This window comes from Bacillus sp. 95MFCvi2.1, from assembly GCF_000374965.1.
Classification (GTDB): domain Bacteria; phylum Bacillota; class Bacilli; order Bacillales; family Bacillaceae_G; genus Bacillus_A; species Bacillus_A pseudomycoides.
Window position 1 is genome coordinate 14,941 of record NZ_KB895718.1, and the last position, 24,741, is coordinate 39,681.

24 protein-coding genes and 2 other annotated features are annotated in these 24,741 nt (G+C 39.2%); all 24 genes read right to left on the minus strand.

Features of this window, described 5'->3' with window-relative positions; genetic code table 11:
• Window positions 1-110: 110 nt before the first annotated feature.
• Window positions 111-2,189 (minus strand): elongation factor G, encoded by a 2,079-nt coding sequence (gene fusA / locus C568_RS0125390; protein ID WP_018767347.1) that lies wholly within the window; start codon window positions 2,187-2,189, stop codon window positions 111-113.
• Between the two features lie 206 nt (window positions 2,190-2,395).
• Complete coding sequence (rpsG, locus tag C568_RS0125395) at window positions 2,396-2,866, minus strand: 30S ribosomal protein S7 (protein ID WP_003194344.1); 471 nt, start codon at window positions 2,864-2,866, stop codon at window positions 2,396-2,398.
• Between the two features lie 29 nt (window positions 2,867-2,895).
• The gene (gene rpsL / locus C568_RS0125400) at window positions 2,896-3,318 is read right to left on the minus strand and encodes a 30S ribosomal protein S12 (protein ID WP_001142341.1); all 423 of its coding nucleotides are present in this window, start codon (window positions 3,316-3,318) and stop codon (window positions 2,896-2,898) included.
• Window positions 3,319-3,433: 115 nt separating this feature from the next.
• Window positions 3,434-3,682, minus strand: coding sequence for a 50S ribosomal protein L7ae-like protein (locus tag C568_RS0125405; RefSeq protein ID WP_018783075.1), 249 nt, complete (start codon window positions 3,680-3,682; stop codon window positions 3,434-3,436).
• Window positions 3,683-3,795: 113 nt separating this feature from the next.
• A complete protein-coding gene (gene rpoC, locus C568_RS0125410) occupies window positions 3,796-7,407 on the minus strand; it encodes a DNA-directed RNA polymerase subunit beta' (RefSeq protein ID WP_003194339.1) in 3,612 nt (1,203 codons plus the stop codon).
• Window positions 7,408-7,444: 37 nt separating this feature from the next.
• The gene (gene rpoB, locus C568_RS0125415) at window positions 7,445-10,975 is read right to left on the minus strand and encodes a DNA-directed RNA polymerase subunit beta (RefSeq protein ID WP_018767348.1); all 3,531 of its coding nucleotides are present in this window, start codon (window positions 10,973-10,975) and stop codon (window positions 7,445-7,447) included.
• 290 nt (window positions 10,976-11,265) lie between these two features.
• Window positions 11,266-11,865 (minus strand): class I SAM-dependent methyltransferase, encoded by a 600-nt coding sequence (locus C568_RS0125420; RefSeq protein ID WP_018767349.1) that lies wholly within the window; start codon window positions 11,863-11,865, stop codon window positions 11,266-11,268.
• Window positions 11,866-11,940: 75 nt separating this feature from the next.
• Window positions 11,941-12,300 (minus strand): 50S ribosomal protein L7/L12, encoded by a 360-nt coding sequence (gene rplL / locus C568_RS0125425; protein ID WP_006093113.1) that lies wholly within the window; start codon window positions 12,298-12,300, stop codon window positions 11,941-11,943.
• A gap of 67 nt (window positions 12,301-12,367) precedes the next feature.
• Window positions 12,368-12,868, minus strand: coding sequence for a 50S ribosomal protein L10 (gene rplJ, locus C568_RS0125430; protein WP_006093114.1), 501 nt, complete (start codon window positions 12,866-12,868; stop codon window positions 12,368-12,370).
• Between the two features lie 40 nt (window positions 12,869-12,908).
• Window positions 12,909-13,051: a sequence feature (ribosomal protein L10 leader region), on the minus strand.
• A gap of 49 nt (window positions 13,052-13,100) precedes the next feature.
• A complete protein-coding gene (gene rplA, locus C568_RS0125435; RefSeq protein ID WP_003205496.1) occupies window positions 13,101-13,793 on the minus strand; it encodes a 50S ribosomal protein L1 in 693 nt (230 codons plus the stop codon).
• A 181-nt stretch (window positions 13,794-13,974) separates the two neighbouring features.
• The gene (rplK, locus tag C568_RS0125440) at window positions 13,975-14,400 is read right to left on the minus strand and encodes a 50S ribosomal protein L11 (RefSeq protein WP_001085872.1); all 426 of its coding nucleotides are present in this window, start codon (window positions 14,398-14,400) and stop codon (window positions 13,975-13,977) included.
• Between the two features lie 166 nt (window positions 14,401-14,566).
• Window positions 14,567-15,100, minus strand: coding sequence for a transcription termination/antitermination protein NusG (gene nusG, locus C568_RS0125445; RefSeq protein WP_000415795.1), 534 nt, complete (start codon window positions 15,098-15,100; stop codon window positions 14,567-14,569).
• A 131-nt stretch (window positions 15,101-15,231) separates the two neighbouring features.
• Window positions 15,232-15,411, minus strand: a complete 180-nt coding sequence (secE, locus tag C568_RS0125450; protein ID WP_003194325.1) for a preprotein translocase subunit SecE — start codon at window positions 15,409-15,411, stop codon at window positions 15,232-15,234.
• A gap of 32 nt (window positions 15,412-15,443) precedes the next feature.
• Window positions 15,444-15,590: a 50S ribosomal protein L33 gene (gene rpmG, locus C568_RS33670; protein ID WP_002055487.1), complete on the minus strand. Its 147-nt coding sequence runs from the start codon at window positions 15,588-15,590 to the stop codon at window positions 15,444-15,446.
• 130 nt (window positions 15,591-15,720) lie between these two features.
• Window positions 15,721-16,380 carry an RNA polymerase sporulation sigma factor SigH gene (locus tag C568_RS0125455; protein WP_003194323.1) on the minus strand — a complete coding sequence of 220 codons (660 nt, stop codon included), beginning with the start codon at window positions 16,378-16,380 and terminating at the stop codon, window positions 15,721-15,723.
• Window positions 16,381-16,447: 67 nt separating this feature from the next.
• Window positions 16,448-16,960, minus strand: a complete 513-nt coding sequence (locus C568_RS0125460; RefSeq protein WP_006093115.1) for an NYN domain-containing protein — start codon at window positions 16,958-16,960, stop codon at window positions 16,448-16,450.
• Window positions 16,961-16,962: 2 nt separating this feature from the next.
• Window positions 16,963-17,706: a 23S rRNA (guanosine(2251)-2'-O)-methyltransferase RlmB gene (gene rlmB / locus C568_RS0125465; RefSeq protein WP_003194319.1), complete on the minus strand. Its 744-nt coding sequence runs from the start codon at window positions 17,704-17,706 to the stop codon at window positions 16,963-16,965.
• Window positions 17,703-18,110: a Mini-ribonuclease 3 gene (locus C568_RS0125470; RefSeq protein WP_003205491.1), complete on the minus strand. Its 408-nt coding sequence runs from the start codon at window positions 18,108-18,110 to the stop codon at window positions 17,703-17,705. Before C568_RS0125470 ends, rlmB begins: the two co-directional genes overlap by 4 nt.
• 2 nt (window positions 18,111-18,112) lie before the next feature.
• Window positions 18,113-19,510 (minus strand): cysteine--tRNA ligase, encoded by a 1,398-nt coding sequence (cysS, locus tag C568_RS0125475; protein WP_018767351.1) that lies wholly within the window; start codon window positions 19,508-19,510, stop codon window positions 18,113-18,115.
• Window positions 19,491-20,156 (minus strand): serine O-acetyltransferase, encoded by a 666-nt coding sequence (gene cysE, locus C568_RS0125480; protein WP_003194315.1) that lies wholly within the window; start codon window positions 20,154-20,156, stop codon window positions 19,491-19,493. The genes cysS and cysE overlap by 20 nt, the downstream gene beginning before the upstream one ends.
• Before the next feature lie 296 nt (window positions 20,157-20,452).
• Window positions 20,453-20,699 (minus strand) — a binding site (T-box leader).
• Window positions 20,700-20,747: 48 nt separating this feature from the next.
• Window positions 20,748-22,205 (minus strand): glutamate--tRNA ligase, encoded by a 1,458-nt coding sequence (gene gltX / locus C568_RS0125485; RefSeq protein WP_018767352.1) that lies wholly within the window; start codon window positions 22,203-22,205, stop codon window positions 20,748-20,750.
• 89 nt (window positions 22,206-22,294) lie between these two features.
• Window positions 22,295-22,771 carry a 2-C-methyl-D-erythritol 2,4-cyclodiphosphate synthase gene (gene ispF / locus C568_RS0125490; RefSeq protein WP_018783076.1) on the minus strand — a complete coding sequence of 159 codons (477 nt, stop codon included), beginning with the start codon at window positions 22,769-22,771 and terminating at the stop codon, window positions 22,295-22,297.
• A 109-nt stretch (window positions 22,772-22,880) separates the two neighbouring features.
• Complete coding sequence (ispD, locus tag C568_RS0125495) at window positions 22,881-23,561, minus strand: 2-C-methyl-D-erythritol 4-phosphate cytidylyltransferase (protein WP_006093092.1); 681 nt, start codon at window positions 23,559-23,561, stop codon at window positions 22,881-22,883.
• Window positions 23,562-23,577: 16 nt separating this feature from the next.
• A complete protein-coding gene (locus tag C568_RS0125500; protein ID WP_003194307.1) occupies window positions 23,578-24,696 on the minus strand; it encodes a PIN/TRAM domain-containing protein in 1,119 nt (372 codons plus the stop codon).
• Window positions 24,697-24,741 lie beyond the last annotated feature (45 nt).

Here is a 24,741-nt window from a genome sequence, read left to right on the forward strand (position 1 = left end):
TCCTCCTTAGTTTATATAGGTTATTTTATATTTAGACTAGAAAGTAAAACTTAAGTCCCACTTTCTAAGCTTACATAAGTAGTTATACTTGAACAATCGATAAAAATCAATTATTCACCTTTATTTTTTTTGATAATTTCTTCTGAAACAGACTTCGGTACTTCTTCATAATGATCAAATGTCATTGAGAATGTTCCGCGTCCTTGCGTGTTAGAACGTAATGACGTTGCATAACCGAACATTTCAGAAAGTGGAACCATAGCGCGAACAACTTGTGCGTTACCGCGAGCTTCCATACCTTCTACACGTCCACGACGAGATGTTACGTCACCCATAATGTCACCCATGTACTCTTCAGGAATTACAACTTCAACTTTCATCATTGGCTCAAGAATTACTGGGCTACATTTAGAAACCGCAGCTTTAAGCGCCATAGATGCAGCGATTTTGAACGCCATCTCAGAGGAGTCAACATCATGGTAAGATCCATCAACTAATGCAGCTTTAATGTCAACTAGTGGATAACCAGCTAGTACACCATTTTTAAGTGCATCTTCAAGACCTGCTCCAACAGCTGGGATGTATTCACGTGGAACTACACCACCGACGATCTTGTTTTGGAATTCGAATCCTTTACCTTCTTCATTAGGTTCAAACTCAATCCAAACGTGACCGAATTGTCCACGACCACCAGATTGACGAGCGAACTTACCTTCAACTTTCGCAGCAGCACGGAAAGTCTCACGGTATGCTACCTGAGGAGCACCAACGTTTGCTTCCACTTTGAATTCACGACGCATACGGTCAACGATGATATCAAGGTGAAGTTCACCCATACCAGCGATGATTGTTTGGCCAGTTTCTTGGTCAGTGTGAGCACGGAATGTTGGATCTTCTTCAGAAAGCTTAGATAATGCTGTACCCATTTTATCTTGGTCAGCTTTAGATTTTGGTTCGATAGCTACAGAGATAACTGGCTCTGGGAATTCCATAGACTCAAGGATAACAAGGCTCTTCTCGTCACAAAGAGTATCACCAGTAGTAGTATCTTTTAAACCAACAGCAGCAGCGATATCACCAGCGTAAACTGTTGAAATCTCTTCACGGCTGTTAGCGTGCATTTGTAGGATACGTCCTACACGCTCACGCTTACCTTTAGTTGAGTTTTTCACGTATGATCCAGAGTTTAACACACCAGAATATACACGGAAGAACGTTAATTTACCAACATAAGGGTCAGTCATGATTTTGAATGCTAGAGCTGCGAATGGCTCTTCATCGCTAGACTTACGTTCTACAGCTTCATCTGTATCCGGAAGAGTACCTTTAATAGCAGGTACATCTAATGGAGATGGTAAGTAGTCAATAACTGCGTCTAACAGAATCTGAACACCTTTATTTTTGAATGCAGAACCACAGATTACTGGGAAGAATTCAACAGAAGTTGTAGCCTTACGGATACCAGCTTTAAGCTCTTCTACAGTAATTTCTTCACCTTCTAGGTACTTCATCATCATTTCTTCATCAAGCTCAGCTACCGCTTCAATAAGTTTTCCACGGTATTCTTCAGCTAGTTCTTTGTGCTCTTCAGGAATTTCAACACGCTCGATGTCTGTTCCTAAATCGTTACCGTACATGTAAGCACACTCTTCAACAAGGTCAATGATACCATTGAACTCGTCCTCAGCACCGATTGGTAACTGAATTGGATGTGCGTTTGCTTGTAAACGATCGTGGATTGTTCCTACAGAGTATAAGAAATCTGCACCGATCTTATCCATTTTGTTAACGAATACGATACGAGGTACGCCGTAAGTAGTAGCCTGACGCCAAACAGTTTCTGTTTGTGGTTCTACACCAGATTGTGCATCAAGTACTGCTACCGCACCATCAAGTACGCGTAAAGAACGTTCTACTTCTACTGTGAAGTCTACGTGTCCTGGAGTGTCAATGATATTTACACGGTGACCTTTCCATTGAGCTGTAGTTGCAGCAGAAGTAATTGTGATACCACGCTCTTGCTCTTGCTCCATCCAGTCCATCTGAGATGCACCTTCATGAGTTTCACCGATTTTATGAATACGTCCTGTGTAATACAGAATACGCTCAGTTGCTGTTGTTTTACCAGCATCGATGTGAGCCATGATACCAATATTACGAGTGTTTTCTAAAGAGAACTCTCTTGTCATTTGGTGTCTTGCTCCTTCCATATATGGATTGGATTATTTTATTTTAAGTAGCAAAAAAGCCACTTTATATTGTTACATATGCCAGTGTCCAGTACCCTCATTATGTAAAACGAGCGCCCAACGAAAGGGAGAGGCATTCTCCCTCTCCACACTTCCATAAGCGACAAATAAAGCGGTTTATGCATACATTTATTTTACGTTGAATCCTACCAACGGTAATGAGCAAATGCTTTGTTAGCTTCTGCCATTTTATGAGTGTCTTCACGTTTCTTAACAGATGCACCAGCGTTGTTAGCTGCATCTAAGATTTCGTAAGCTAGACGCTCTTCCATAGTTTTTTCACCACGAAGACGAGCATAGTTTACTAACCAGCGAAGACCTAAAGTTGTACGGCGTTCTGGACGAACCTCAACTGGAACTTGGTAGTTAGCACCACCAACACGACGAGCGCGTACTTCAAGAACAGGCATGATGTTCTTAAGAGCTTGCTCGAATACTTCCATAGGCTCTTTACCAGCACGTTCACGAACGATATCGAACGCGTTATAAAGAATTGTTTGAGATTTACCTTTTTTACCGTCAACCATCATTTTGTTGATTAGGCGTGTTACAAGTTTAGAATTGTACATTGGATCTGGTAACACGTCACGTTTCGCAACAGGTCCTTTACGAGGCATATTGAGTTCCTCCTTTCATTTTAAGTTTATTATTTTTTAGCAGGTTTTGGTCGCTTAGTACCATATTTAGAACGTCCTTGCATACGTTTGTCAACACCAGCTGTATCAAGCGCACCACGAACGATGTGGTAACGTACCCCTGGTAAATCCTTTACACGACCACCGCGAATTAATACTACGCTATGCTCTTGTAGGTTATGACCGATACCTGGGATGTAAGCTGTAACCTCGATACCATTTGTTAAACGTACACGAGCGTATTTACGTAACGCTGAGTTCGGTTTCTTTGGAGTCATTGTACCAACACGAGTACACACACCACGTTTTTGAGGTGCAGAGATATCAGTTGATTTTTTCTTTAAAGAGTTGAAACCTTTGTTTAACGCAGGTGATTTAGATTTCCATACTTTATCAGTACGACCATTTCTCACTAATTGGTTAATAGTAGGCATTTGATTTATCCTCCCTTCGCATGTTTGTATGACCACATATCCAGGTGGTTCATTATTAGTTGAAAACAAAGTTTTTGCAAGGAAGAGCAAATGCTCTCTCCTCACAAAAACAGTTTTAACTTATTATTCCTATTGCTGAAGCTCCCACTTGAATCCCCGAAACTTTTCCAAGTTTACAAATTGATTCAACTTTGGTTATGGGTACGTTATATTGCAATGCAGTACGAGTAATAACATGGGTTAACCGCATGTCAGCATCTTCTGCAATGACAACTTCTTTAACTGTACCATTTTTGATTGCTTCCAATGTTCGTTTATGACCAACGACTACATTTTCAGCAGTTGACACTTTTTGATAAGACATATACATATCCTCCAAAGCATCGTTCAGGAGCAACCTTGCTTATAGTAACATTTTGACTCATATAATGTCAACTAGGATTATCTGTTTTTATACAAAATTTACGACGGAAAATTTTACTGTTCCACATAAACTTCATCGTTTTCTACATTCATGTCATCTTGTGTTGTTTTCACAAGATCCACTTTGCGATAACGATTCATACCTGTTCCAGCAGGAACAAGTTTACCGATAATAACATTCTCTTTCAATCCTAGAAGTTCATCACGTTTTCCTTTAATTGCTGCATCTGTTAGAACACGAGTTGTTTCTTGGAACGATGCTGCAGATAAGAATGAATCTGTTTCTAGTGAAGCTTTTGTAATACCAAGAAGAACCGGTCTAGCCGTTGCTGGTTGTTTACCTAATAGTAACACCTTCGCATTCGCATCAGTGAACTGATGGATGTCTAGTAACGTTCCTGGTAATACATCTGTTTCACCAGCATCGCTTACGCGAACTTTACGAAGCATTTGGCGAACCATTACTTCTACGTGCTTATCACCAATTTCTACCCCTTGCATACGGTATACTTTTTGAACTTCACGTAGTAAGTATTCTTGAACTGCTGTAATATCAGTTACTTTTAATAATTCTTTCGGATCAATAGAACCTTCTGTTAACTCTTTTCCGTGACTGATAGGCTGTCCTGGAGTTACTTTCAGACGAGCACCGTAAGGAATAGCATACGTACGAGCTTCAACTTCACCCTGTACAACTACTTCTTGACGATCTTTAACATCGTTGATCGCTGCGATAACACCGTCGATTTCACTGATAACTGCCTGACCTTTCGGATTACGAGCTTCGAAGATCTCTTGGATACGAGGTAAACCTTGTGTGATATCATCCCCGGCAACCCCACCTGTATGGAACGTACGCATCGTTAACTGTGTACCTGGCTCACCGATAGATTGAGCTGCGATAATACCTACCGCCTCTCCTACTTCTACGTCTGTACCAGTTGCTAAGTTACGACCGTAACACTTCTTACATACACCATGGCGAGTATTACATGTAAACGCTGAACGAATGTTTACAGTTTCAACACCCGAATTTTCAACGATATGAGCGATATCTTCAGTAATTAATTGGTTTTCACCAACTAATACTTCACCTGTTTCAGGATGTTTTACAGTTTTTCTTGCAAAACGTCCAACAAGACGGTCATATAATGACTCAATAACTTCATTACCCTCTTTAATCGCACCAATTAGTAAACCACGATCTGTTCCACAATCATCTTCACGGACAATTACATCTTGTGCAACGTCTACAAGACGACGTGTTAAGTAACCAGAATCGGCAGTTTTAAGTGCTGTATCGGCAAGACCTTTACGCGCACCATGCGTAGAGATGAAGTACTCAAGTACTGTTAAACCTTCACGGAAACTTGATTTGATTGGAAGTTCAATGATACGACCAGATGGGTTTGCCATCAAACCACGCATACCAGCAAGCTGAGTAAAGTTCGATGCGTTACCACGGGCACCAGAATCACTCATCATGAAGATTGGATTGCGCTTATTCAAGGATTTCATCAGTTTTCCTTGGATAACATCTTTCGCATTACTCCAAATAGAGATAACACGATCGTAACGTTCTTCTTCCGTGATTAAACCGCGACGGAATTGTTTAATTACATTATCCACTTTTGCTTGTGCTTCGTGGAGAATTTCATCTTTTTCACCTAATACAAGAATATCCGCTACCCCAACTGTAATACCAGCTTTTGTAGAATATTTAAATCCTAAGTTTTTCATGCGATCAAGCATACGAGATGTTTCCGTAATTTGGAAACGTTTAAATACTTCCGCAATGATATTTCCAAGGATTTTCTTGCTAAATGGCGCCACTTCTTCACGACTAGCGATAATCTCTTTAATGTTCGCACCTTTTTCAACGAAATACTTCGCTGGTGTTTCTTTTTCAAGGTTTGAATTTGTCGGTTCGTTAATATAAGGGAACGACTTCGGTAAGATTTCGTTAAACATTAATTTACCAACTGTTGTTAATAGAAGTTTGCTCTTTTGCTCTTCAGTAAATGTTTCGTTGTTTACTGAACTTGCAGCAACTGCAACACGTGTGTGCAGATGTACATATCCATTTTGATATGCAAGCAATGCTTCATTTGCATCTTTGAACACCATACCTTCACCAATTGCACCCTCACGCTCAAGTGTTAAGTAGTAGTTACCTAATACCATATCCTGAGATGGAGTAACAACTGGTTTTCCATCTTTCGGGTTCAAGATGTTTTGTGCCGCTAACATAAGAAGACGAGCTTCCGCTTGAGCTTCTGATGATAACGGAACGTGAACCGCCATTTGGTCACCATCAAAGTCCGCGTTGTATGCAGTACATACAAGTGGATGAAGACGGATTGCGCGTCCTTCTACTAATGTAGGTTCGAACGCCTGGATACCAAGACGATGAAGCGTTGGAGCACGGTTTAGAAGTACAGGGTGTTCTTTAATCACAGATTCTAAAACATCCCAAACTTCAGGTTGTACACGCTCGATTTTACGCTTCGCACTCTTAATGTTGTGTGCTAATCCTTTTTCCACTAAATCTTTCATAACGAAAGGTTTGAACAGTTCAAGCGCCATCTCTTTCGGTAATCCACATTGATACATCTTTAAGTTCGGTCCTACAACGATTACAGAACGGCCAGAGTAGTCAACACGTTTACCTAATAAGTTTTGACGGAAACGTCCTTGTTTACCTTTAAGCATGTGAGATAGTGATTTTAATGGGCGGTTACCTGGTCCAGTAACTGGACGGCCACGACGACCATTATCGATTAATGCGTCTACAGCTTCTTGTAACATACGTTTTTCGTTTTGAACGATGATGCTTGGTGCACCTAAGTCCAATAGACGTTTTAAACGATTATTACGGTTAATTACACGACGATATAAATCATTTAAGTCAGAAGTTGCAAAACGTCCACCATCTAACTGTACCATTGGGCGTAGTTCTGGCGGGATAACTGGAAGAACATCTAAGATCATCCAAGATGGCTCATTTCCAGAGTTACGGAATGCTTCTAATACTTCTAGACGTTTAATAGCACGAGTACGGCGTTGTCCTTGTGCTGTTTTTAATTCTTCTTTTAAGAAGTCTACTTCTTTATCTAAATCGATGTCTTGTAATAGCTTCTTAATTGCTTCTGCACCCATAGCAGCTTGGAATGTGCTGCCATATCGATCACGATATGCACGGTATTCTTTTTCAGAAAGTAATTGCTTCTTATCAAGTGGTGTATCTCCACTTTCTGTTACAACATAAGAAGCGAAATAAATTACTTCTTCAAGCGCGCGAGGGGACATGTCTAAGACAAGTCCCATGCGGCTCGGGATACCTTTGAAATACCAAATATGAGATACAGGAGCAGCTAATTCGATATGACCCATACGTTCACGACGAACTTTTGCACGCGTTACTTCAACGCCACATCGATCACAAACTACACCTTTATAACGTACACGTTTATATTTTCCGCAATGACATTCCCAGTCCTTTTGTGGTCCGAAAATACGCTCACAGAACAAGCCATCTTTTTCAGGCTTTAACGTACGATAGTTAATCGTTTCTGGTTTCTTAACTTCACCGTATGACCAAGAACGAATCTTGTCAGGTGAAGCAAGTCCAATCTTCATATATTCAAAGTTATTTACATCTATCAAGGGGCCTACCTCCCTTTTAGTCTACAGGTTATCCCAATTATTCCTTAGTTGTCTCAACTTCGATATTCAATTTGTCTGCTGATTGATGATCATCATCTTCCGTATCACGCATCTCAATTTCTGTATCGTCACTAGACATCATTTTAACGTCCATACCTAAACTTTGCAGTTCTTTAATCAATACTTTGAATGATTCTGGAACGCCTGGTTCTGGAACATTTTCACCTTTAACAATTGCTTCGTACGTCTTAACACGTCCAACAACATCATCAGACTTCACTGTTAAGATTTCTTGAAGAGTATAAGCAGCACCGTAAGCTTCAAGTGCCCAAACCTCCATCTCACCGAAACGCTGTCCACCGAACTGAGCTTTACCTCCAAGAGGTTGCTGCGTTACAAGTGAGTATGGTCCAGTAGAACGAGCATGAAGTTTATCGTCAACCATGTGCGCAAGTTTGATCATGTACATGACACCAACAGATACGCGATTGTCGAATGGTTCACCAGTACGTCCATCATAAAGGATTGTTTTCGCATCATTTGCCATACCAGCTTCTTCGATTGTACCCCATACGTCTTCCTCACGAGCACCATCGAATACTGGCGTTGCAATATGGATGCCAAGGTATCTTGCTGCCATACCAAGATGAAGCTCTAATACCTGACCGATATTCATACGAGATGGTACCCCTAATGGGTTCAACATGATATCAATTGGCGTGCCATCTGGTAAGTAAGGCATATCTTCTTCTGGTAAAATGCGAGAGATAACACCTTTGTTACCATGACGACCGGCCATCTTGTCACCTTCAGAAATTTTACGTTTTTGAACGATATATGCACGTACAAGTTGGTTCACACCTGGTGGCAATTCATCGCCATCTTCACGGTTGAATACTTTTACGTCTAAGATAATACCGCCACCACCATGTGGTACACGTAGTGATGTATCACGTACTTCACGCGCTTTTTCACCGAAGATTGCATGTAATAGACGTTCTTCTGCTGTTAATTCTGTTACACCTTTTGGCGTTACTTTACCAACAAGTAGATCTCCATCTTTTACTTCAGCACCGACGCGAATAATACCGCGCTCGTCAAGATTACGAAGTGCATCTTCCCCAACATTCGGGATATCACGTGTAATTTCTTCTGGTCCGAGCTTCGTATCACGTGCTTCTGATTCATATTCTTCAATATGGATAGAAGTGTACACATCATCTTTTACAAGGCGCTCACTCATGATGATTGCATCCTCGTAGTTATAACCATCCCATGTCATAAAGCCAACAAGCACGTTACGTCCAAGTGCTAGTTCACCTTTTTCCATAGAAGGACCATCCGCAAGGATTTCACCTTTTACAACTTGATCTCCAACACTTACAATTGGACGTTGATTGTAACAAGTTCCTTGGTTAGAACGAATGAATTTCAACATTTTGTAGCGATCTAAATCGCCTTTTACTTTTTGACCGTCAACTTCTACATAGCGACGTACCCAAACTTCACGTGCTTCTACGCGCTCAACAGTACCAGGATGTTTACAGATTACTGCAGCTCCTGAGTCTTTTGCTGATACGTACTCCATACCTGTACCTACAATCGGAGATTCCGGATTCATTAACGGAACCGCCTGACGTTGCATGTTCGCACCCATAAGTGCACGGTTGGAGTCATCGTTTTCTAAGAACGGAATACAAGCTGTCGCTGCGGACACTACTTGTTTTGGAGATACATCCATGTAATCGATACGTTCTTTATTTGTGACAATGTTTTCACCACGGAAACGAGCTACGATATCTTCATCAAGGAATTCCCCTTCTTCAGATAATTTCATGTTCGCTTGGGCTACAACATAGTTATCTTCTTCATCTGCTGTTAAGTAATCAACATGGCCCGTTACACGTCCAGTTTCTGGATCAACACGACGGTATGGTGTTTCAATGAAACCAAACTCATTTACTTTCGCGAATGAAGATAATGAGTTGATCAAACCGATGTTTGGTCCCTCTGGCGTTTCGATTGGACACATACGACCATAGTGAGAGTAGTGAACGTCACGTACTTCAAAGCCTGCACGCTCACGCGTTAAACCACCAGGTCCTAATGCAGATAGTCTTCGTTTGTGTGTTAACTCTGCTAATGGGTTTGTTTGGTCCATGAACTGAGATAACTGAGAACTTCCGAAGAACTCTTTAATAGATGCAATAACCGGACGAATGTTAATTAACGCTTGCGGTGTAATTGCATTTGTATCTTGGATCGACATTCTCTCACGAACAACACGTTCCATACGAGAAAGACCGATACGGAATTGGTTTTGTAATAACTCCCCTACAGAACGAAGACGACGGTTTCCTAAATGGTCAATATCATCTGTATCCCCTACTTTGTATAGTAAGTTAAAGAAGTAGCTAATAGAAGCAAGGATATCACCTGGTGTGATGTGTTTTACGTCACGAGTGATATTTGCATTCCCAATTACATTGATAGAACGTTCACCGTCTGACTCTGGAGCATAAATCTTAATCGATTGCAGCTCAACATCGCCTTCTACCACTCCACCCATTGGTTTCGCTGTCTTGAATCCAATGTTTTTCTCTAAGTAAGGTAAAATGCGATCTAGTGTACGACGGTCTAAGATTGTTCCTTCTGCCGCTAAAATTTCTCCAGTTTCTGGATCTACTAATGTTTCAGCTAAGCGTTGGTTAAACAATCTGTTTTTAATGTGTAACTTTTTGTTGATCTTGTAACGACCTACATTTGCTAAATCGTAGCGCTTCGGATCAAAGAAGCGAGAAACAAGCAAGCTTTTCGCATTTTCTACTGTTGGTGGTTCACCTGGGCGTAGACGCTCATAAATTTCAAGCAATGCTTTTTCTGTGCTATCTGTGTTGTCTTTTTCTAGCGTATTGCTTAAGTATTCGTTATCACCTAAAAGCTCGGTGATTTCTTGATCAGAGCCAAACCCTAATGCGCGTAACAAAACAGTTACAGGAAGTTTACGCGTACGGTCGATACGCACATATACAACATCCTTAGCATCTGTTTCATACTCTAACCAAGCTCCGCGGTTTGGAATTACAGTAGCAGTAAAACCACGTTTTCCGTTTTTATCCACTTTGCCACTATAGTATACGCTTGGAGAGCGAACTAACTGGGAAACGATAACACGTTCTGCACCGTTAATTACGAATGTTCCTGTCTCTGTCATGAGTGGGAAATCTCCCATGAACACATCCTGTTCTTTTACTTCACCAGTTTCCTTATTGATTAGACGAACTTTCACACGAAGTGGTGCTGCATACGTCACATCACGCTCTTTACATTCTTCTACAGAGTATTTAGGTTCACCTAAGCTGTAGTCGATAAATTCAAGCGATAGATTTCCCGTAAAGTCTTCAATCGGAGAAATGTCTTGGAACATTTCTCGCAAACCCTCATCAAGAAACCACTGATAAGAAGAGGTTTGAATTTCGATAAGATTTGGTAACTCTAATACTTCACTAATACGGGCATAACTTCTTCGTTGGCGGTGGCGTCCGTATTGAACTAGTTGACCTGTCAACTGCTTCACCCCTCAAATCATGAGTATTATAAATGCACAAAAAAATTGTGCAAAATCACAAATAAATATAGCTAACGCCAGTAGCGCAGCTTTTTTCTCTCAAAGATAGATACGTTGAGTCTTTCTACCTGCTCAAAAAAGAAAAATGGCTTCTATAAGAAAACCATCATTCTGTTTCATCATCTGCTGATTTTACTATCTTTTCCAAGAGAAGCAAAAATATACATCGTTCTCAACGCAGAAAATCATATATTGGCATTGTATAATGTTAACATAGCCAAAAATAACCGTCAACGTTTTTTTGATTTTATGATATAATATCCTTTTTTCTTTTCTACAACTTCAACTTCAGAAAATGTTTCCTCTAGTTTTTTAAGCGCAGATGGTGCACCTTGTTTCTTTTGAATAACAATCCAAAGCTCTCCACCCGACACTAGATGAATGGCAGCTTTTTCTAAAATCTCATGCACGATATGCTTACCAGCACGAATTGGAGGATTAGATAGAATAGCAGCATACTTGCCATCTACATTTTCATAGACACTACTTTGAAAAATACGAACGTTTTCAACTTTGTTATTAGCAGCATTTTCTTTTGCAAGTCCAAGTGCCCTTTCGTTCACATCCACCATGTGAACACTACGCTCTTGAAACTCTTTCGCTAACGACAAACCGATTGGACCGTATCCACATCCCACGTCTAATACGTCACCTTTAATATCCGGCATTTGAAACGCTTCAATTAAAAGACGAGAACCAAAGTCCACCTCGTTTTTCGAAAACACCCCATGGTCAGATAAAAAAGCAAATTGAGATCCTCGCAATGTATATTCCCATCGTTTACGATCACTTTTGCTCGAAGGGTCATTAGAAAAATAATGGTCTGCCATATGGCCACCTCTTTTCTTTACAGTTAAAAAAAAAGCCCGCATAAGAGCGAGCTTTTTTTAAGCTTCAAAAGTTAATTACTTAACTTCTACAGCAGCGCCAACTTCTTCAAGTTTAGCTTTCATTTCTTCAGCTTCTTCTTTAGAAGCGCCTTCTTTGATTGCTTTTGGTGTGTTGTCAACTAATTCTTTAGCTTCTTTTAAGCCAAGACCAGTGATTTCACGAACAACTTTGATAACTTTGATTTTTTGCGCGCCAGCACTTTCAAGTACTACGTCAAATTCAGTTTTCTCAGCAGCAGCTTCACCAGCGCCACCAACAACAGCTACAGGAGCAGCAGCAGTTACGCCGAATTCTTCCTCGATAGCTTTTACTAAGTCGTTAAGTTCTAATACAGTCATAGATTTAACTGCTTCAATGATTTGTTCTTTAGTCATTGTAAATATCCTCCCTTAGATAGGTTTGTATTGTTTTATCGATAACACGTAATTATCTTTTAAAAAATTAAGCGCCTTGCTCTTCCTTTTGATCTGCAACTGCTTTAGTAGCAAGTGCAAGGTTACGGATTGGAGCTTGAAGAACGCTAAGAAGCATAGAAAGTAAGCCTTCACGAGATGGAAGAGTAGCGATAGCTTTAACCTCATCAAGTGTTACAAGTTTACCTTCGATTACGCCCGCTTTAATTTCTAAAGCTTCATGATCTTTAGCGAAGTCGTTTAATACTTTCGCAGGAGCAACTACATCCTCGTTACTGAACGCGATTGCGTTTGGTCCTGTTAAGAATTCGTTTAACTCAGCCATTTCAACAGATTCTGCAGCACGACGAGTTAAAGAGTTTTTGTAAACTTTGAACTCAACGCCAGCTTCACGTAAGTTTTTACGTAATTCTGTTGCTTCAGCAACTGTTAAACCACGGTAGTCAACAACGATTGTAGATTTACTTTCGCGAAGTTTTTCAGCGATTTCAGTTACAACTTGTTGTTTAGTTTCGATTGCTTTGCTCATGTTATTACACCTCCTGTAGATTATATAGAAGATGTACCGACAGTGCACTAAAAAACCCCCATGCCCAATTGTAGACATGGAGGCATATAGTCACAGAAAAAATTCCGTTTCGTATATTAACACCTAGGTGGGAAATTAAGCCAAGTTGGCACCCACTGTCTACGGTACACTATTTAAATTCACAACATAAATGATTATATTAAAACTTCTTTATGAAGTCAACTTCCAATTTTTACGCGATTGTAGAAACGTCTACACGTACGCCAGGTCCCATTGTAGAAGCAACAGTTGCGTTCTTCATGTAAGTACCTTTTGCAGCAGCTGGTTTAGCTTTTAACAGCGTGTCAGCAATTGTTTTGAAGTTTTCTACTAGTTTAGCATCTTCGAAAGATACTTTACCGATTGGAACATGGATGTTACCAGCTTTATCAACGCGGTATTCAACTTTACCAGCTTTGATTTCGTTAACAGCTTTTGTTACATCGAAAGTAACTGTTCCAGTTTTAGGGTTCGGCATTAAACCTTTAGGTCCTAATACACGACCAAGTTTACCAACTTCACCCATCATGTCAGGAGTTGCTACTACTACATCGAAATCGAACCAACCTTGTTGGATTTTGCCGATGTAATCAGTATCACCTACGAAGTCAGCGCCAGCAGCTTCAGCTTCTTTTGCTTTTTCGCCTTTAGCGAATACTAATACACGTTGAACTTTACCAGTACCGTGTGGAAGAACAACTGCACCACGAATTTGTTGGTCAGCTTTCTTAGGGTCAACACCTAAACGAAATGCAGCTTCTACAGTTGCATCAAATTTAGCTGTGTTTGTTTTCTTTACTAATTCTACTGCTTCTGTTGCAGAGTAAGCAGTTGCACGATCAACAAGCTTCGCAGCTTCTACGTACTTTTTACCTCTTTTAGCCATGTTTATTTCCTCCTTGAATGTGGTTTTAGCGGAATAACCTCCCACGTTTACGCCTTCATTCCGGGAACCCCCGAGGATGTGCGCCCATCCATTTATTTAAAAACGATACTCATTTACGATAATAAAGGTTGCGAATTGGAATTCCAGACCCGCAACCTTTTTTACAAAAAAACAAATCGAATTAGTCTTCGATTACGATGCCCATACTGCGTGCAGTACCTTCAACCATACGCATTGCAGCTTCTACACTAGCAGCGTTTAGGTCAGGCATTTTAGTTTCAGCGATTTCGCGAACTTTATCACGCTTAACAGTTGCCACTTTATTACGGTTTGGTTCACCAGAACCAGACTCGATACCAGCTACTTTCTTAAGAAGAACAGCAGCAGGAGGAGTTTTAGTAATGAAAGTGAATGAACGGTCTTCGAATACCGTAATTTCAACAGGAATGATAAGACCAGCTTGATCTGCTGTACGAGCGTTGAACTCTTTACAGAAGCCCATGATATTAACACCCGCTTGTCCTAATGCTGGACCAACTGGTGGAGCTGGGTTAGCTTTACCTGCAGGAATTTGAAGTTTTACCATTTTAATTACCTTTTTAGCCACGAGACACACCTCCTTAAGTCCGTGATGTGGTCAATTGGGCAGTGATTTGCCCTCCCACTTTTATTTTATCTGTACGATAAAATCTTTTCAAAAAACGTCTCCGTTACCGAAGACGTACTGACTTAAAAGATATTATCACTTTTTACAATTCATTTCAAGTTTCATTTTATAATTTTTCAATTTGATGGAAATCCAGCTCGACCGGTGTTTCACGACCAAACATGTCTACAAGCACTCTTACTTTTTGTTTTTCCATGTCAATCTCTTCGATTGCGCCTGTATAGTTCGCGAATGGCCCTTCATTTACACGCACTGTTTCATGAAGTTCAAAGTCAAAATCAACCACTTCATTGTCCATTCCCATATGCTTCATAATGGTAACAACTTCCTCTTCTAATAAAGGAGATGGTTTTGAACCTGACCCAGAAGATCCAACAAAACCTGTTACGCCTGGTGTATTACGAACAACATACCAAGAATCATCAGTCATAATTAGTTCAACTAATACATAACCTGGGAATACTTTTCTTTTTGTTAACTTTTCTTTTCCGTTTTTCATTTCTACTTCTACTTCTTCCGGAACAACAACACGGAAAATTTTATCTTGCATTCCCATTGATTCTACACGTTTCTCTAGGTTTGCTTTTACTTTATTTTCATATCCAGAATAAGTATGGACAACATACCAACTTTTTTCCATTCATTTAGGACGAGCGTCCTTCCCTCCCTGACGTACATTTTTTTGTGCAAATGAAAAAACCCGTTCATCGGGCTTTTACACAGTTCGTATAAATAACATTATATCATGGATAAGTGCTTCTTATTCAAGAACTAACCAAGAATTAACCGAATTAAAGAAGAAATACCCATGTCAACTACTGCAAAGAAAACTGCAAAAAACACAACTGTCGCAATAACAGTAGCTGTTGAACGGAGTAATTCATCTTTCTTAGGCCAACTTACTTTTTTCATTTCGCGACCTACATCGCCGAAAAAGTTCGTCAAACGCATTTACGGGACCTCCAGTGTATTGTTTCGATTATTTATTTTGTTTCCTTATGAACTGTATGCATATTGCATGTTTTACAAAACTTCTTTATCTCAAGTCGCTCTACTGAGCTCGTATCTTTCATTGTGGAGTAGTTTCGATTCTTACACTCTTCACATGAGAGTACAACTTTTTTCCTCATTTGTTACACCAACCTTGTAACATTATGTCCCTAAAAATGTATCATACAATAAAAGACAATGTCAATGACATGCCGCTTACTACCTTACAAAAAGAAAACAGGAGAATCACTTTACCTCCTGCGACATATACTATGAGTTTAAAGTTGTATTTTCTCTCATTTCCATATATCGTTCAAGTTTTCTTTTCACACGCTGCAGGGCGTTATCAATAGACTTTACGTGTCTATTTAGCTGTTCTGAGATTTCTTGATAAGAGCGACCATCTAAGTATAAAGAAAGGACTTTTCTTTCTAAATCGCTTAATAATTCAGATATTTTCAGTTCTATGTCGGTATATTCTTCCTGGCTAATAATCATCTCTTCAGGATCAGTTACCTTTGCTTCTGAAATAACATCTAATAGCGTACGATCAGATTCCTCATCGTAAATCGGTTTGTCTAAAGAAACATATGAATTTAAAGGAATATGTTTTTGTCTCGTTGCTGTCTTAATAGCAGTAATAATTTGACGAGTAATACATAATTCAGCAAATGCTTTAAAAGAAGAGAGCTTGTCCTCTTTATAATCACGAATAGCTTTAAACAATCCAATCATACCTTCTTGAACAATATCTTCCCGATCGGCACCTACTAAAAAATACGATCTTGATTTTGCGCGAACAAAGTTCTTGTACTTGTGAATTAAATATTCAAGAGCATCAATATTACCTTTTCGAACTAACTCAACTATTGCCTCATCCTCTAAATCGCGAAACGTAACGTTGTTGGTACTTACGAAGCCTGTTTCCACTCTGATCCCTCCGACCGCTATTTATTTAGAAATATTATACAGTAAGCGCTTGAAGAGCGTCAATGGTTCAACGCTCTCCTCGCCTTAATTTTTCTAACTTTTCTGTAATATCCTTGCTAAATATCGTTCGCATAGCTGGTTGTTTATCTTTTACCTCTCGCGTTTGATGGCGCACTTGTTGTTCCACCGCCTGTACTTCTATCTCTAGTTCACGGGCTGATTTCCTAAGTGCTCCTTGCGCAAAAATAACCCACTGTTCTGTATAATCGGAAGTTGCAACATAAATTTGTGTATTAATGTTACGAAGCTCAATCGCGAGCTGTTCAATTTTTTCATCAGCAGTTTGATTTCTCCTTGTGAAAATAACTTCAACACGCGATTGCTTCATCTTCTTCTCAATACCTTGAACTGTATAAGCATCAAATACAATCATTACTCTTGTTCCTGTATACCCCTGATAATCCGCCATCTTATCAATTAGCGCGTCCCTTGATGCCTGTAAGTCTACATCCCTCAATTTTTTCAAGTCTCTCCAAGCCCCAATAACGTTATAACCGTCAACGATTAAAATATCGTCCATTTTTACTCACCAATTTGGTGACGTTTACGATATACCTCGTACATTAGCAGACTAGCAGCTACTGAAGCATTTAAGGATGTAACTTTACCAACCATCGGTAAATGAATAAGGAAATCACACTTTTCACCAATAATACGGCTCATACCTTTCCCTTCACTACCAATTACTAACCCAATCGGCATATTGCCATCTAAGTTGCGATAATCTGTTTTCCCTTTTGCATCTGTGCCCGCAATCCAAAGACCACGTTCCTTTAACTCATCAATTGTTCGTGATAAATTTGTCACACGAGCAACTGGAATGTATTCAATTGCCCCTGTTGAAGCCTTTGCAACCGATGCCGTTAACCCAACTGCTCGGCGCTTTGGAATAATAATTCCATGCGCTCCCGTTGCATCTGCTGTACGCATAATAGATCCTAGGTTATGTGGGTCTTCAATTTCATCAAGAATTAAGAAGAACGGATCTTCGTTACGCTTAGCAGCTACCTCAAATAAATCTTCTAATTCCGCATACTGATATGCCGCAACTTGCGCAATCACCCCTTGATGATTTCCTTCAACAAGCTGATCTAATTTTTTCTTTGGTGCATGCTGTAAAATAATTTTATTCTCTTTCGCTAACGCTAATACAATTTGTACTTGTCCCTTGGCAGCACCTTCTGCAATCCAAATCTTATTAATATCTCGCCCTGATCGTAACGCTTCAATTACAGGGTTACGGCCGATAATGTATTCACTACTCATGTTGATGCGCCTCCTTCTTTTACCTCTAATACATCAATTGCTTTATATACAAGCTCTTCTAATCGTTCACGATTGTTCAATAAATAATGATAGCCGAGCAATGCCTCGAAGGCCGTACTATGGCGATACGTTTGTACATCCGTATTTTTTGGAACAGTACCAGAATTCGCATTACGTCCTCTTCTTAGTACCGCTTCTTCTTCCTCTGTTAGAAATGCTGTCTCTAAAAAATGATAAACAACTTTCGCCTGCGCCTTTGCTGAAACAAAGCTTGTCCCTAAACGATGTAGTTGATTGGGACGAACTGTTCCTTTTTGAAGGAGGTGATAGCGGATATATTGTTCATATACCGCATCACCCATATAGGCTAACGCTAAGCTGTTCAATTGCTTTGCATCAATCATGCTTATCCTCTTTTCCATCTTGTACCTTGTGCTGTATCTTCTAAAATAATATTGCGCTCTTTTAAATCATCGCGAATTTGATCTGATAATGCGAAATCACGATTTTTACGAGCTTCAATACGTTTTTGAATTAACACTTCAATCTCTTCATCAAGTAATTCTTCTTTTGTTAATTCTAATCCTAAGATGCCAAATAATGTTTCAAACTGTTTTACATACGCCTCAAGCACAGCTTTTGATGTATGTTCTTCTAGTAAATATTGATTTGCATGGTTTGCTAAGTTATATAATTCTGTTACTGCGTTTGCTGTATTAAAATCATCATCCATCGCTGCTTCAAATGCAACTTGGAATTTCTTCATTTCAGCTAACCACTTCTCGTTATGATCCGTTAAATCCGTACTGCTTTCCATGCGATGTTTTAAATTACCGTATGCCGTTTTAATACGCTCTAACCCATTATTCGTATTCTGTAATAATTCTTCACTAAAGTTAATTGGATGACGATAGTGAACCGATAGCATAAAGAAGCGAATTAATTGCGGATTATATTGCTTAATAATATCGTGAACTAAAATGAAGTTCCCTAATGATTTAGACATTTTTTCATTGTTAATATTAATATATCCATTATGCATCCAGTAACGTGCAAATGTTTTTCCAGTCAAAGCTTCTGATTGTGCAATCTCATTTTCATGATGTGGGAACGCTAAATCTTGACCACCAGCGTGAATATCGATTGTATCTCCCAAATATTTCCGTGCCATTGCAGAGCATTCAATATGCCATCCCGGACGACCTTTCCCCCAAGGACTCTCCCAGAAGATCTCTCCTTCTTTCGCAGCTTTCCATAATGCAAAGTCAAGTGGGTCTTGTTTCTTTTCTCCAACTTCAATACGTGCACCATGACGCAAATCTGCAATTGGTTGATGAGACAATTTGCCGTAGCCTTCAAATTCTTTCGTTTTGTAATAAACATCTCCTTCTGATTCATATGCATATCCTTTTTTCACAAGTTCCTCAATAAACTCAATAATGATATCCATATTTTCTGTTACACGAGGGTGAACTGTAGCGTGCTTGCAACCTAATGCAGTTACATCTTCAAAATACGCTTCAACAAAGCGATCTGCAATTGTTGGAACGTCCTCTCCTAGCTCATTTGCTGCTTTAATTAATTTATCATCTACATCCGTAAAATTAGAAACATATTGTACATCATACCCTTTATATTCTAAGTAGCGACGCACTGTATCAAATACCATAGGCGGTCTTGCATTTCCAATATGAATATAGTTGTATACTGTCGGCCCGCATACATACATCTTCACTTTATTTTCTTCTAAAGGAACAAACTCCTCTTTCTGACGCGTTAACGTATTATAAATGTGAATAGTCATTTTCATCCTTCCTTTCCACTTTTACTTCAAGTTGCTTTTTTAATTTCTCAAGCTCAGCTTCCATCACTTTCAATTTATCGAAAATTGGATCCGGAAGATCCGAATGGTTTAATTCCTGACCTACCTTTACTCCATTCTGAATTACGACACGACCAGGTATACCTACAACTGTCGAATGCGCAGGAACTTCTTTCAACACAACGGACCCTGCACCAATTTTGGAATTCTCTCCAACCGTAATGGATCCGAGTACTTTCGCACCAGTTGCAATAAGTACATTATCTTGAATTGTTGGATGCCTTTTTCCTTTTTCTTTCCCTGTACCACCTAATGTAACTCCTTGATAAATGGTTACATTGTCTCCAATTTCACATGTCTCCCCAATAACAACTCCCATACCATGGTCAATAAAAAAGCGGCGACCAATTGTGGCTCCTGGATGAATCTCGATACCAGTAAAAAAACGACTAACTTGTGAAATCCAACGCGCAATAAAGAAAAAATTTCGTTTATAAAAGGCGTGTGCAATTCGGTGTGCCCAAACTGCATGTAATCCAGAGTAAGTTAAAATGACTTCGAAATAACTTCGCGCCGCTGGATCTTGTTCAAAAACGACTTCAATATCTTCTCGAAGCCTCTTAAACATCGATGTCCCCTCCCCTTTATGGACTACTATTCCGAGTGAACTGATTCCCCCGCTATTGGTGGACAGTATTACTTCCACCTCATCATTCAGTGAAAGAAAAGAAGTTAGATTGGAGATGAATTACCCGTAAAGGTCCAATTGGTGAAGGCTAATAATTAGTGAGGAATGAAGCCCCACTGATTAAAGGTTCACTTTATCGCTAACTTCCTTGTTTGTTACCTAGTCTTTATCCATCTGTACAAAAACTTATACCCATACCTATTTACATGGTATAAAAAAGACGCCTCTGTCATATTGACAGAGGCGCCTTATAAGCGCGGTTCCACTCTGTTTAGGCTCAAATAAAGCCTCAAACTCATCCATGATAACGGTTTATACCGCTTCTGCTTACTTTGCGTCCTTATGACGTCCCGAAACTCTTCGTTGTTCAGCAGAAGACTCGAAGGGGCATTTCAAAAATCCACTTATAAACCACTTCCAGCCAAAAGGTGGTTCTCTCTGTAAAAAGCCTGATTTTCTACTTCTCCTTCTCGTCGCTTTCCCTTATTAGGTTTTTAAGTATTCTTATTATATTTCTAAATTCGTCAAATGTTAACCAATTACTTTACGAATACGATTTAAAACTTTTTCTTTTCCAAGAAGTGCAATTGCGTTTGGAAGTTCTGGGCCATGTGTTTGACCCGTAGTTGCAACACGAATTGGCATAAATAAATTTTTGCCTTTATGACCTGTTTCTTTTTGAACAGCTTTAATTGCCTTCTTAATTGCTGCTGGTTCTACTTCATCTAAAGCTTCTAATCCTGCTGCAAATGCACGAAGTACTTCAGGTACTTGTTCACCTTTTAATACTTCTTGTCCTTCTTCTTCATAGTCTACATGATCTTTGAAGAACATTTCAGAAAGCTCTACAATTTCAGCTCCAAAGCTCATTTGTTCATGGTATAAAGCAATTACACCACGAACCCAAACCTGTTCTTGTTCGCTTAAGTTTTCACTTACACGACCAGCTTTCACTAAATGCGGTAAGCTTAATGCAACAACAGCATCTAGGTCTTGCTTTTTCATATATTGATTGTTCATCCATTTTAGTTTTTGAGAATCGAATAATGCAGGTGATTTTGATAAACGTGCCGCATCAAACATTTCAATAAACTCATCTTTAGAGAAGATTTCTTCCTCCCCTACTGGTGACCAACCAAGTAATGCGATAAAGTTAAAAATCGCTTCTGGAAGATATCCAAGCGCTTGATATTGTTCAATAAATTGAATAATAGATTCATCACGTTTACTTAATTTTTTACGGCTCTCATTTACGATTAATGTCATATGACCGAATTGTGGGATATCCCATCCAAATGCTTCATAAATCATCATTTGTTTCGGTGTGTTAGAGATATGGTCATCGCCACGAAGAACATGTGTGATTTCCATTAAATGATCATCTACCGCTACTGCAAAATTATAAGTTGGAATACCATCTTTTTTCACAATAACGAAATCACCAAAGTCATTTGAGTGGAAAGCAACTTCATCTTTTACGACATCCTTAAACGTGTAGTCGCGGTCAGCCGGTACACGGAAACGAATACTTGGAATGCGGCCTTCTGCTTCAAATTGCTTGATTTGTTCTTCTGTTAAATCACGGTGATTACCTGCATAACGAGGTGTTTCACCACGAGCAATTTGTCCTTCACGCTCTGCTTCTAATTCCTCTTCTGTCATGTAACATTTATAAGCTAAACCACGTTCTAGCAAATCTTCATATAACTTTTTATAAATATCTAAACGTTCTGTTTGACGATATGGTCCATATTCACCACCAACATCAACACCTTCATCCCAGTCCATACCGAGCCATTTCAAGTATTTTAATTGGCTTTCTTCACCACCAGCAACATTACGTTTTACATCAGTATCTTCAATACGAATAATAAACTTGCCATCTTGATGACGAGCAAATAAATAATTAAATAATGCCGTACGCGCATTTCCGATATGTAAGTGTCCTGTTGGACTTGGCGCATAGCGTACTCTCACTTGCTTTTCCATAATTGGTACACCTTCCATTCTTAATGTCAACACATTCTATAATTGTACACCAAAAAAATCTGATTATCCATCTTACGAATCAAAAACAACTATTTTTTCTGTAATAATACAACTGCTTGAGAAGCAATCCCTTCTTCTCTTCCTGTAAATCCTAATTTTTCAGTTGTTGTTGCCTTCACATTAATATTGCCTATAGAAGTTTCTAATAACTCACTAATACGCTTACGCATATTTTCAATATGTGGTGCCATTTTCGGCTTCTGCGCAATAATTGTACAATCTAAATTACCTAACTCATACCCTTGTTCACGCACAAACTCCCAAACTTTTTGCAATAACACCGCTGAATCTGCATCCTTAAAGGTAGGATCTGTATCTGGAAAATGTTTTCCGATGTCACCTGCAGCAATTGCTCCTAAACATGCATCAGCAATTGTATGTAATAGTACATCTGCATCTGAGTGACCTAACAAACCTTTTTCATGCGGAATCGTAATTCCACCGATAATTAACGGTCTACCTTCTGCAAATTCATGTACATCAAAGCCTTGTCCAATTCGAAACATTTTACATCCTCCTCAAGCTAAACTACTGAACGTTATGATTCTATATTATATCTATGCACCTATAAAGAAAAGCCCGGCAGTAACCGGGCTTTTCTTTATATTCTTTCTACTACCCCTTCTGAACACGCAAGAAACTTTCAGCAATTAATAAATCCTCTGGCGTTGTCACTTTAATATTGTAATAACTACCCTCTACTACGCCCACTTCCTTACCAATACGTTCTACAAGACTTGCATCATCTGTACCAAGGAAACATCCCTGTTTTGCACTTTGATGCGCTTCTAGTAAAAGTGGAACAGAAAATCCTTGAGGTGTTTGTACGGCTCTCAACTGAGAACGTTCAACTGTTTCAACAACTGTATTTTGTTCTACCCGTTTTACTGTGTCCTTTACAGGTACCGCGCAAATCGAAGCACCTTTCCGCTTCGCTGCAATCAATACATCACGGGTCATTTTATTCGTTACAAACGGACGTGCTCCATCATGTACAAGAACATACTCGGTTTGCTTCACATATTGAAGTGCATTATATACACTATCTTGTCTTTCAGCCCCACCTTGGATAAACTGCACACTCTTTTGAATCGGATATCTCTGTATTAACCCTTCAAAATAGGAACGTTCTTCTTCATTAATTGCCATAATAATATTTTTACATGCTTCATCTTTTTCAAAAACACGTAATGTATGCACAATAATAGGCACTTCATTAATAAGCAAAAATAATTTATTTTTACCAGCACCCATTCGCTTTCCTCGGCCCGCGGCCGGAATAATTAATGTATACATGCTAATAATCCTCTACTTATAATGCTTTTTCTAGTAATTTTCGCTTTGCAAAAATCATACGACCAGCAGATGTTTGTAGTACACTCGTAACGAGTACATCAAGTTGTGAGCCAACATATTCTCGACCATCTTCTACTACAATCATCGTACCATCATCTAAATAAGCAACACCTTGATTTTGCTCTTTTCCATCTTTGACAACATAAACGCTTAGTTCTTCACCGGGAAGTACAACTGGCTTAATTGCATTTGCTAAATCATTAATGTTTAGAACTGTTACTCCTTGTAGTTCAGAAACTTTATTTAAGTTAAAATCATTTGTGACAACAGTACCACCAGTTACTTTCGCTAATTTCACAAGCTTGCTATCCACTTCTTGAATATCTTCGAAATCGCCTTCATAAATCTCTACTGGAATTGGCATCTCTTTTTGAATACGGTTTAAAATATCTAATCCTCTACGTCCTCGATTACGCTTTAATGCATCCGAAGAATCAGCAATATGTTGCAACTCCTCTAATACAAACTGAGGAATGACAATCGTTCCTTCTAGGAATTTCGTTTGACAAATATCAGCAATACGTCCATCAATAATTACACTAGTATCAAGAATTTTCCAATGCGAAAAAGATTCCTCTACTCCTGTTTCCGTTTCAGCCTCTTCATTATCACTATTGTTATTTTTCTTCTTGCCACCGCGTTGTGGTAGTGTAAATAATCCTAACAATTCATTTCTCTTTTTAAATCCTACCTGGAATCCTAAGTAACCAAGTAGAAGTGTAAAGAAGATTTGCAATACAGTACTAATGACTGGAATTGTAAATTCACGAATTGGTATCAAAATTAAATACGCAACAATAAGACCTGAGATTAATCCTAGCGTGCCAAATAAAACATCTGTTACAGGCGCCTTTACAAGAGCTTCCTCAATATGTTTAATAAGCTGAACAATATAATCTACGAGCCAAAATGTTGTTAAAAATAAAATAATTGCACCAATAATTGCACGAACATATGAGCCCTCCAGTAACGGGATTGCACCCATGTCCAATACATTAATAACTTTCGGGATTAAATAAATCCCTAACGCTCCTCCGATTACTAAAACGAAGAGCTGTACGATCCGTTTTAACATCCAACCACCTCCTACTCATTATTAACCATTGTTTTGCTAATCAAA